Raw genomic sequence first — 10,677 nt, forward strand, 5'->3', positions numbered from 1 at the left:
AGTAGGGGTAGGAGTCAGGAGTTAGGAGTCAAGAGAAATGGGAATTAATGAGGAGGTAGTCAGAAAAATTGTCCCTTGATTTTTCTGCCATAATCATCCCAAAATACTAGCTTTTTGCCGCTCTTTCCACCGAAAAGTTGACACTTTTTGAGACCAAAAAATGCTACAACCAATAAGCGTTAGCGAAAGCTTCGCTAACGTTTATACTTGAAGTGGCATTTTGCTCCGCGACATATAAAGCGGAGCTATGCGTCAGCTTTCCGGCTGTAACTCAAGTATTACCTACAGCAGTTTTCATTTGAGTAGACCACAGTAGGGACGTTCCATGGAACGTTCCTACTAGCACGTCTAGCTTGAAAATGTGGGTAAATTTTAGAAAATATAGACCACCACTCCCCCCTTTCCAAGGGGGGTTGGGGGGGATCTTAGCGTTGGGTTTTACTCACAATCTTAGTCTAGACGCGCTACTACAATGTTTTGCTTATGAAGATGTGGTTCATCAATTAATGAAAGCACTTTTTAGAATAATAAGGTACAGCTCTAAAATTAATCTTTTTTTCTCTACTTCCTACTCCTTACAGCGCTTTTCAAATTGATGAACCACATCGCCATAACCAAAATTCTGTAGGGACGTTGCATGCAACGTCCCTACTGTGGTCTACTGAAATGAAAACCGCTGTAAAGTCCTAAAATTTTGTACCTGATCAACTCCAAAACTGCTGTAGATATAGTGGCATGAAAAAATCAAGTTTGTCTTACATCTCACGAGGGAACTTCAAAATTACGCCCTCTGTTCTATGTATGACTTTAAAAGTATATAGCGCTACGTGCAAGGCAACAGAGGAATACAAAATGCTTTCAGCTTCTATTTCTATTTACGTCAAATACCTTAATGTGTAGCGCTATAACTTTAGAATGATTGAAGTATTTCATATCTTTAATTAAAATAGTTTTACGTCATAGGTTATATCATGTACGCATAATTAGTGATGAAAAAACTTTCTCCTTCTTCTCCTTTTCTTCTTCTTTCTTTCCTCCTGACTCCTCCGTCGTTATTTATTTTATAATTGTTCAACTGGACATAATATTATTCGTCTAACGATATACAACATTTTGCAAGTATTTTTAAACTTATAATTCAGGGTAAACTTATGCACAAAATTTTATTAATAACAAGCTTTTTAAATCTGATAATATGGATATACTTATTACTTTTTAGAGGCAAATTTTGGTTGGTAGATAAACAATTATTGCCCATACCAGAAACAGAAATTAGAAAGATTCAATGTTGGCCATCAATTGCTGCAGTTGTTCCTGCTAGAAATGAAGCAAAATTATTGAGATCGACACTAAAATCCTTATTAAATCAAGATTATCCAGGAAATTTCAAGATTATATTGGTGGACGACAATAGCAAAGATAATACAGCTAATGTTGCAAAATTTATAGCTCAACAAAATGATAGCTGTACTAAACTAGAAGTAATTTCAGCAGGAAGCTTACCTAGTGGTTGGAGTGGAAAACTATGGGCAATTAATCAAGGAATTAGATATGCCAAGCTACAAACTCCAGCCCCAGATTATTTTCTTTTTACTGATGCAGATATTGAACATAGCTGCACAAATATTCGTCAACTTATTATTAAAGCGGAACAGGATAATTTAGCCTTAGTTTCTTTAATGGTGAAGCTACAATGCCAAACTTTAACGGAAGAATTAATGATTCCGGCATTTGTATTTTTTTTCCAAAAACTATATCCATTTAGATGGGTAAATAATCCACGAAATTCTACCGCTGCAGCTGCTGGAGGCTGTATATTAATTCGTAACCAAGTTTTAGATGAAATTGGTGGAATAGAAGTTATTAAAAATGCTTTAATAGATGATTGTTCTTTAGCTACAGCAGTTAAACAAAAATCAACAAATAAAAAGATTTGGTTAGGGCTAACTTCAGACACTAGAAGTAAACGTTCCTATCCTGATTTATTTAGTATTTGGAGTATGGTTGCTCGTACTGCTTTTACTCAGTTAAATTATTCACCACTGCTGTTAATTGCCACAATAATAGGAATGAAATTAACTTATTTAGTTCCTTCATTAGGAATAATTTTAGGAGTGATTTTTAGTTGGTGGGAAATAGTAGCGATCGCTTTATTAGGAAAAATATTAATGTTTTTAGCCTACTTACCTATTGTCAGATTTTACCAACTTTCACCAATTTATGCGATGAGTTTACCAACTGTTGCTTCGATTTATACATTAATTACTATAAATTCAGCTTGGCGATATTGGCGAGGGCGAGGCGGTTATTGGAAAGGGCGAACTTATTCACCGCAAAAGTCAAAAGTCAAAAGTCAAAAGTAAGAAGTAAGAAATAACAAGTCAAAAGTCAAAAGTCAAAAGTCAAAAGTAAGAAGTAAGAAATAACAAGTCAAAAGTCAAAAGTCAAAAGTCAAAAGTAAGAAATAAGAAATAAGAAGTAAGAAATAAGAAGTAAGAAGTAAATTATAGTGGTCAATAGGAGTCAAGGATTCAGTAAGTGTTTATGCTTAATATTTAACCCTTGAATTTGACTCTCGATAGAGGTAAATGAAGATAATTTATATAGTATAAATATTTAAGCTTGCTACAGACTTTATACTAATTTTTATGTTACAAATTGAAGTGCGGAATGTGGGATAAACGTAAGCATTCATAGGTTTGGAGAGGTTATTTATGAAGCTATGAAGATCGAGAAGAACAGACAATTGTCAGTTTCTTCGAGCAATAAAAATTGATATTATATCAAATCCGCTTAAATAGTTATAGATTAGTAGTCTTTAGAAATCAGAAGTCAGGAGGAGAGAGAATCACTTTGATGAACATAGTTATGACGATTGGATATTTTTTGATCTCCAATTCCACCGGACTTAATATTACCACTGCCACTGGGGATTTGTCTTCAGTAATTGAGTCATTTGTTCTGCTTCTAGAGGTTTAGAAAATAAAAATCCTTGACCAAAATCACATTCTAACTCTTTTAGTTGTTTGAATTGTATAGGTGTTTCTATACCTTCAGCAACTACATTCATTCTCATAGTTTTAGCAATACTAATAATTGCTGGAACAAGTCCTAAATCAGTTGACTTATCATCAATTGACCAGATAAAAGACCGGTCTATTTTGAGGGTATCTACAGGAAATAAATGTAAGTAACTCAGTGAAGAATAACCAGTACCAAAATCATCTATACATAGTTTTATATATCTTTTTCTAAGTTGTTTGAGTAATATATCGGCAGTTTTTGTATTTTCCATTATAGCACTTTCTGTAATTTCTAATTTAATATGTTGAGGATTTACTTGTGTTTCTGCCAGAATTTTATCGACTTGTTCAATCAAATTTGGTTGTGCAAACTGTCTTACTGATAAATTAATACTCATTGTTAGAGGATAATTGGTAATTTTTTGCTGCTGCCATTTGTAGAGTTGATGACACGCCTCCCGCATTACTAAATTACCAAGGGGGTTAATTAAACCTGTTTCTTCTGCTATCGGAACAAATAATTCTGGTGAAACTATACCACGTTGAGGATGATGCCAACGTACCAGTGCTTCAAAACCTGTTATTTTACCTGTATTAAATTCAACAATTGGTTGATAATAAACTATAAATTCTTGTTGATTAATTGCTCGGCGTAGATCTGTTTCTAACTGCAAAAGTTGGAGAGCAGTACTATGCATTTCTGGACTGAAGATATGATATCTTGCTTTCCCTGATGCTTTAGCTTGATACATTGCTGTGTCTGCATCTCTTAATAAATATTCTGGTTTTTCATAGTTACTATTGCCTAAAGTAATGCCAATACTAGCATTAATAAAAACTTCATGTCTGAGCAGCTTAAATGGATAAGATAGAAGTTCAAATATTTGATTTGCTAAGTTGACAGCAGGATCTATATCTTGAATATTGATTTGTAGAATACCAAATTCATCTCCTCCTAGTCTGGCTAGGGTATCTTCTGGCTTAAGTACTTTTTGTAAACGACCAGAAATTGCTATGAGTAATTCATCTCCTACTAGATGGCCAAGAGAATCATTAACTACTTTAAAGCGATCGCAGTCTAGAAACATCACAGCAAACTTATATGCTGAATTGGCTTGAGTCTTATCAAGAGCTTGTTTAAGACGATCCATGAATAAAACTCGATTTGCTAATCCTGTCAAACTATCGTGAAGCGCCATTTCAAGTAATTTAGTATTAGCTTCCTCTAGCTGCTTTGTACGCTCTTGCACTCTTATTTCTAGTTGAGTATTCAGTAGGTGAATTTCTTTTTCTGCAGCTTGTAGTGATAATTGATTTTGAATTCGGATTAAAACTTCTTCTAGGTGAAATGGTTTAGTAATATAATCTACCCCTCCTACTTTAAATGCTTTAACTTTATCAATTACATCGTCAAGAGCACTGAGGAAAATGATCGGAATTTCAGAGGTCTGAGGATTATTTTTTAACTGTTCACAAACTTCATACCCGTCTACGTATGGCATCATAATATCTAGCAAAATGAGATTGGGGGGTGCAGTTTTTACCGCCCTCAGTGCCATTTGTCCACTAATTGCCTTACGAACATTATACCCTTGCTTTGTTAGCATTCGAGATAAAAGGCGTAAGTTTTCTGGTGTATCATCAACAATTAGGATATCTGCTGGATTTTTGTTCATATTTAGTATTTTATCTTGTTGTTTTGAATTTTCCATTGTTAACTACCTATTAGTTTTTAGCATTAAGCTAGTCTCTTGCAGAGGAACTTCGTTAACAGCTTTTAGCCGCTCTGGTAAAACATCCCCGGTTTCTATAAACATCGAAGGTGCGCGGAGGGCTTGCTCATCCCCTTCTAAAAGTTTACTGCTGACTGCTGACTGCTGACTGCTGACCGCTTTTTTAATTATTTTGAGCTTTCTAGATGCTTGGTTAAATCTATAATTATATCAAATCGAAAGTTTTCAACTAATTCAGTTAAGGCTGTAGTAAGGGTTGTATTTTCTTCAGGAATTTGTTTAAGTAATCGGAAAATTTCATCATCAGAACCCATAGATGCAGAATGGTTTAATTGTTCAGTCCACTCTAAAGGCATCTTGGAAAGATTGGTACTTATTTCAGAATAATTTAGTGTTTTTGCTGAGGAATTGTGATTTATATTTTGATTACTATTTTCGTTGTTAATTTTTTCTGCTGCATATATATATTTTGCTTCTAAATGTTTGCCAATAGTTCTTAATAATTCTGATTCTCGAAATGGTTTTCTCACAAAATCATCACATCCTGCTGATAAAATTGAACGTTTATCTTCTTCAAATGCACTAGCAGTAAGAGCAATAATTTTAGTCGATCTATCTTTTAATTTACCTCTGATATTTGTAGTTGCTTCATAGCCATTCATTACTGGCATTCGCATATCCATTAAGATTAAATGAGGTTGCCAACTCTGCCAAATTTTTATGGCTTGTTCCCCATTCTCAGCTTCTTGAACATTAAAGCCTATGGATGTAAGTAATTTGACTAATAACAAACGGTTAGTATTTCTATCTTCCGCAATTAAAATACGATATTGAGGTTGGTCAAAGTCTAAACCAATAATTATTTCTTCTGAATATTGATTTTCTTTTGTTACAGATGCTTCTACTATTTCTGCTTGAATATCAAAAGTAAATGTACTTCCTTGACCTACGATACTATTGATAATTATTTCTCCCTTCATTAATTGTACAAATTTTTGACTAATTGCTAAACCCAAACCTGTCCCTTCTTTAGATTCATAACCACTTAAGGTTTGACTAAAAGGTTTAAATAATTTATCAAGTTCATTTGAGGCAATACCCTTTCCAGTATCTGTGATGGAAAAAATAATCTGAGCCACAGAGGAGTTTGTTTCTAGCTTTTCATTTTTCATTTGAGTAACTAGGGAAATATTAACCGTAATGCCACCTTTTTTTGTGAACTTTATGGCATTACCAATGAGATTAATCAATACTTGACGTAATTTATTTTCATCAGTTTTAATCCATTCAGGAATTGCAGTAGAACGCTCAAATTTTAACTTTAAACCTTTTAATTGAGCTTTTAACTGTAACATTTTTTCTAGGCCATCTAATAGACAGTGAAGATTAAAATTATTTACATTTAGTTCTATTCGCCCCGATTCTATTTTTGACATTTCAAGAATATCATTAATTAATGCTAGTAAATGTTCTCCACTCTGACTAATAATTTCTAAGTATTTTTGACGCTCTAAAGATAAATCTTCATCCCGACTCATTAGTTGAGTAAAACCAAGAATAGCATTTAGAGGTGTACGTAATTCATGGCTCATATTAGCGAGAAATTCACTTTTCGCTTGGTTTGCTGCATCAGCAATTTCTTTTGCCTCTCTCAATTCTGCTGCTTGTCTTTGAGTATAAGTAAGTAGTTCTGCTTGCTGGACAGCTACTCCTAACTGAGTGCCTATTTGAACCACGAGACTAATTTCTGATTCTTGCCACGAGCGCGGACCTGTATTTTGGTAAATTGCTAATAGTCCCCATAATTGAGTACCAGAAAATATGGGAACGGTAATATAAGCTCTGATTTGAAATTGCTCTAAGAATTTTAGGTAACATGAATTAAATCCAGATTTATAAATATCTGCTACGGATGTATATTTTATTCCTTGACTATAAACACCGCCTTGAGTATCTTGTAGATAAGTGTCAGCATATTGTACCGTCTGATTAACACTGGCAAAAGTTTTAACTACACATTCATCTTTATCCACTGCTACTTTGGATGCTAAGGAACGCTCTTGTAAGGCAAATACAGAGGTCCATTTCTGGTCTACCGACTCAGCTACAAATTCCCCACTCCAGTCTGGGCGGAAATGATACACAACGCAGCGATCGCTTTTAACTACCTGTTGTAGTGCTTCAGTTGTAGCGTTGAATATTGTTTCTAAATCTATAGACTGGCGCATTTTCTGAATTACTGTAGCTAGAGCAGACTCTCGCTCTGCTGTTTGTCGGAGGGTTAACTCAATGTTTTTTTGTTGCGTTATATCTCGGATCACACCAACCAATACTTGATTACCAAAAACATCAGTAGTGGCAACTTTTTTTGTTGATACATAATGAACTTTACCAGCAGTATCTGTTAATCTTTCTTCACTTTCCTGTTCTATTCCATTCTCAAAGACAAGGTTATCATTGTTCCAAAAAACATCTGCTTCAGATTTTGCTAAAAAATCGTAGTCAGATTTACCAAGCAACTCTTTTTGTGAAGCTCCGATCATCTGACAAAAAGCATTGTTAACAATTTGCCAACGGTGCTGGCGGTCTTTAACAAATATGGGGTCAGCTACTGAGTTAATAACTCGCTCCAAAAACTTTTGGCTAGCTTGTAGTTTAGCTTCTGCTTGTTTACTTCCAGTAATATCGGTAGCTGTACCAATGATTTGTTTTACTGCTCCTAATTCTGTTCTGCTAAAGATGGTCTCTCTACTGAATAGCCATATCCATTTCCCATTGCGACATCTCATTTGATATTCAAATTCAAAGATATCGCTATCTGCTCCAGTCTTAATTTTTTGATGGTGTTGAGGCAGCCTCGCAAAATCATCGGGGTGCATCAGATTTTTTAATACATTTTCCCCCATTTCTTGAATTTCTGATTCTGTATAGCCAAGCAGATCTTGAATTGAACGATTAGTATAGACATTTTTCTGCTCAACTAGGTCGTATATATACAAAAGACTTGGACAGGTATGGGTGATTTTTTCGACTAAACGTTGACTGGAGCTTAATGCTGCTTCTGCTTGTTTGCGGTCGTGTGATTCTATTGCTAGAGCTGTCATATATGCCATATAACTAGCAAAATTTTGTTCTTCTATAGTCCAAGATCTTTTAGTTTGAGTTTGCTCTAAACAAATAATTCCGACAATTTTCCCCTGTAGATGAATGGAAGAATCTAACATTGAATAAATTGAAAATGGAGTCAGATAGGAATCACTGAGTTCTTGAGTTCTATGGTCTTGATGAGCATCTGAAGCAGCGATTAATTTTTCTGTTTCTATAGCTTCAAAGTATTGAGGATAGTTATCTTTAGAAAGAATTATTCCTTGACTATGTTTATCTAAACTCATTTCATATAAATCAGCACATTTAATTTCTGATTTATCATCATTATAAAACCACACACTTGCTCTTTCTACATTCAGGGTATGGCTGCCTAATTTAGTTATTTCGGCTAGAGCTGCACCAAGATTTCCTGCGTATAAATTTTGGTTTTTTGCTAATTTTAATAAACCTGATTGTGTTTGTTTTAAAAATTTTTCACTATTTTTTAAAGCCAATTCTGCCGCTTTTCTTTCATTTATTTCTGTTGCTAGAACAGCGTTTATTTTTACTAATTCCGAAGTACGTTGTTGCAAGTCTTGAGTTGCAGATTCAACTCTTTTCTCTAACTCATTATAAGCTTGATTGAGCTTAACTTCAGCTTTTTTACGTTGTAATTCGGCTGTTGCTCTAGCAGCAAAGACTCGCATAATGGCTATAGCATTTTCAGGGTCGTCTAAAGTTTGATTATTATTAATACATAATGCTCCTATTACTTGTTCTTGTTCATTAATTAATGGTACTCCCAAATAACAAACTGCTTCCATTGCAGCTAACCCAGATGCTGTCGGAAAAATTTTCTGAACATGGTCAGGATAAAACTTGAGTTGTGCTTCTGTAATAACAGGTTCACAAGGAGTTCCTTCGATTTTATACTTGATATTTTCTGCTAAGTTTCCTTTAGCAAAAAATGCTACTGTTTGGAGTTCTTCTGAACTATCTTCTGGAAATTTTGATACAAATGCGTGCCTAACATTCAAAGCTTTTGCTAAGTGTTGAACTAGAGCAAAAAAGAATTTTTCTCCTGTAACTGAAGCTGTACCAACAATCAAGTTTTTTAGAATATTTTCAGCTTTTACTCTTTGACTTATTTCTGTTTTTAGTTGTTGATTAATGGCTTCTAGTTGACCGGGACTTGGTAAGGCCAGCGCTAGAGGAATAATTTGTACTAGGGAAATTGCAGTATATACTGATATTAAAGCAGTCAAAGCTTTAATTAGCCCGGATATCCAGTATATCGGGTGCCAAAGAGTCCAAGTTTCTATCAGGTGACTTGTGCCACAGGAAATAATAAAAGCTCCAAACAGGAAAAATATCTGTTTAAATGGGACATCTGTTCGCTGGCGGAGAAAGTATATTAATGTAATTGGTATGGAGTAGTAAGCCAAACCAATCAAAAGATCGCTGAGAAAGTGTAACCAGATAAGATGAGACTGCCACAGGTAACACTGACCATGAGGCATATATTGGTTTGATGAAAATAGAGTTATTAATACTTCCCACATAATACAAGACTGATTCAGTATCAACACAACAATATCTACATTTTAATAGAATTATTAATATTGACTATTTAAATTATATCTAAATCAACTCAATTAAATAAATCACACAATGGAGATATTGCCATAAACTTATCTATAACACATGAGAATTATGAATTAAAAACATGAGAGATATGACCGATTATTTTTCATATCAAATTTCTTAGCATCTGTATTATTCATTAATATTCAGAATTCAGGGGTGGGAAGAGAATTTAAAAAAATTGGTAATTAATTAGGGGTTGCTGATTAAATCTAAAAGCATTGACAGATAAAGGTCTTAGTCTTTTTGGGTCTTGAAAAAGTGCAAGGTTTTCGTTCTAGGGAACTCAAAAAGTTAGGATTTTGGGTTGACTATCGCAGAAAAATCAAGGGATAACTCTTTCTCCTGCCTCCTCGCTCATTCCCTATTCCTCCTGAGTTCCCCTCCTGGGAGGGGCTAGGGGTGGGTTGATATCATGTCCGGTAGCATCGGAGCGTGTATAAAATTAAGGTGACAATGAAAGAAAACCTTCTGCCTCCTGCCTTCCCCTCCTGGGAGGGGTTAGGGGTGGGTTGCCTCCTGCCTTCTTTCCGCCAAAGTCTAATTATTCAACCGGACATGATATGACTCCTACCCTCACCCATAATACTTTTTCAGCAAACCCTAATTATGTGGATATATTACAATATTTTATTTTAAAATTAAGTTAATTTTAGACCACAAAAATGATAGCTTCTTTAAAACAGATGGGATTATATTGTTAAAGTTGAAGGTCGAATTTTAAAGAAATAAATATCTCCAAAAACCATCCAAATTTTTCTATAACTTAACTTTAGCTTATTGATAATTGTCAAGTGATTTTGCTTGTGATATTGCCCGATGGATATTTGAGATATTTAGTTATTAAGAAATCAATATCTTATTACTCTTTTTTACTTTTTTTTTCAATTAATCAAATTTTATTCTAATATAATACTTCATATTATAGAGCTGAAAAAACAGATATTGCTAGTATAAATTTTTCATAATTAGGGTTTGCTGACAAAGTCTTTTAGTAGGGGTAGGAGGGGTGCATCTCAATGCGTGAATAAAGCCAAAAATTTATCGCTTTTAGGGAACACCGGAGCTGGGAACACCGGAGCTGGGAACACCGGAGCTGGGAACACCGGAGCTGGGAATATATAGGAAAAAAGTATTTTTGCTTGCTATGAGATGCACCCGCTAGGAGACAACCCACCCCTCGCCCCTCC

3 protein-coding genes are annotated in these 10,677 nt (G+C 34.6%); 1 reads left to right on the forward strand and 2 read right to left on the reverse strand.

What is annotated here, in order from left to right; all coding sequences use genetic code 11:
• Positions 1 to 1,151 precede the first annotated feature (1,151 nt).
• Positions 1,152 to 2,363 carry a glycosyltransferase gene (locus tag F6K54_RS05980; protein WP_293075601.1) on the forward strand — a complete coding sequence of 404 codons (1,212 nt, stop codon included), beginning with the start codon at positions 1,152 to 1,154 and terminating at the stop codon, positions 2,361 to 2,363.
• 551 nt (positions 2,364 to 2,914) lie between these two features.
• On the opposite strand, the gene F6K54_RS05985 is transcribed toward F6K54_RS05980, so the two are convergent.
• Together F6K54_RS05985 and F6K54_RS05990 are read right to left on the reverse strand one after the other, a co-directional pair.
• Entirely contained in the window at positions 2,915 to 4,699 is a 1,785-nt protein-coding gene (locus tag F6K54_RS05985; protein WP_293075605.1) for a GGDEF domain-containing response regulator, read from the reverse strand.
• A gap of 224 nt (positions 4,700 to 4,923) precedes the next feature.
• Complete coding sequence (locus tag F6K54_RS05990; protein ID WP_293075603.1) at positions 4,924 to 9,405, reverse strand: GAF domain-containing protein; 4,482 nt, start codon at positions 9,403 to 9,405, stop codon at positions 4,924 to 4,926.
• Positions 9,406 to 10,677 lie beyond the last annotated feature (1,272 nt).

Origin of the sequence: Okeania sp. SIO3B5 (genome assembly GCF_010692555.1) — a bacterium.
Lineage (GTDB): Bacteria > Cyanobacteriota > Cyanobacteriia > Cyanobacteriales > Microcoleaceae > Okeania.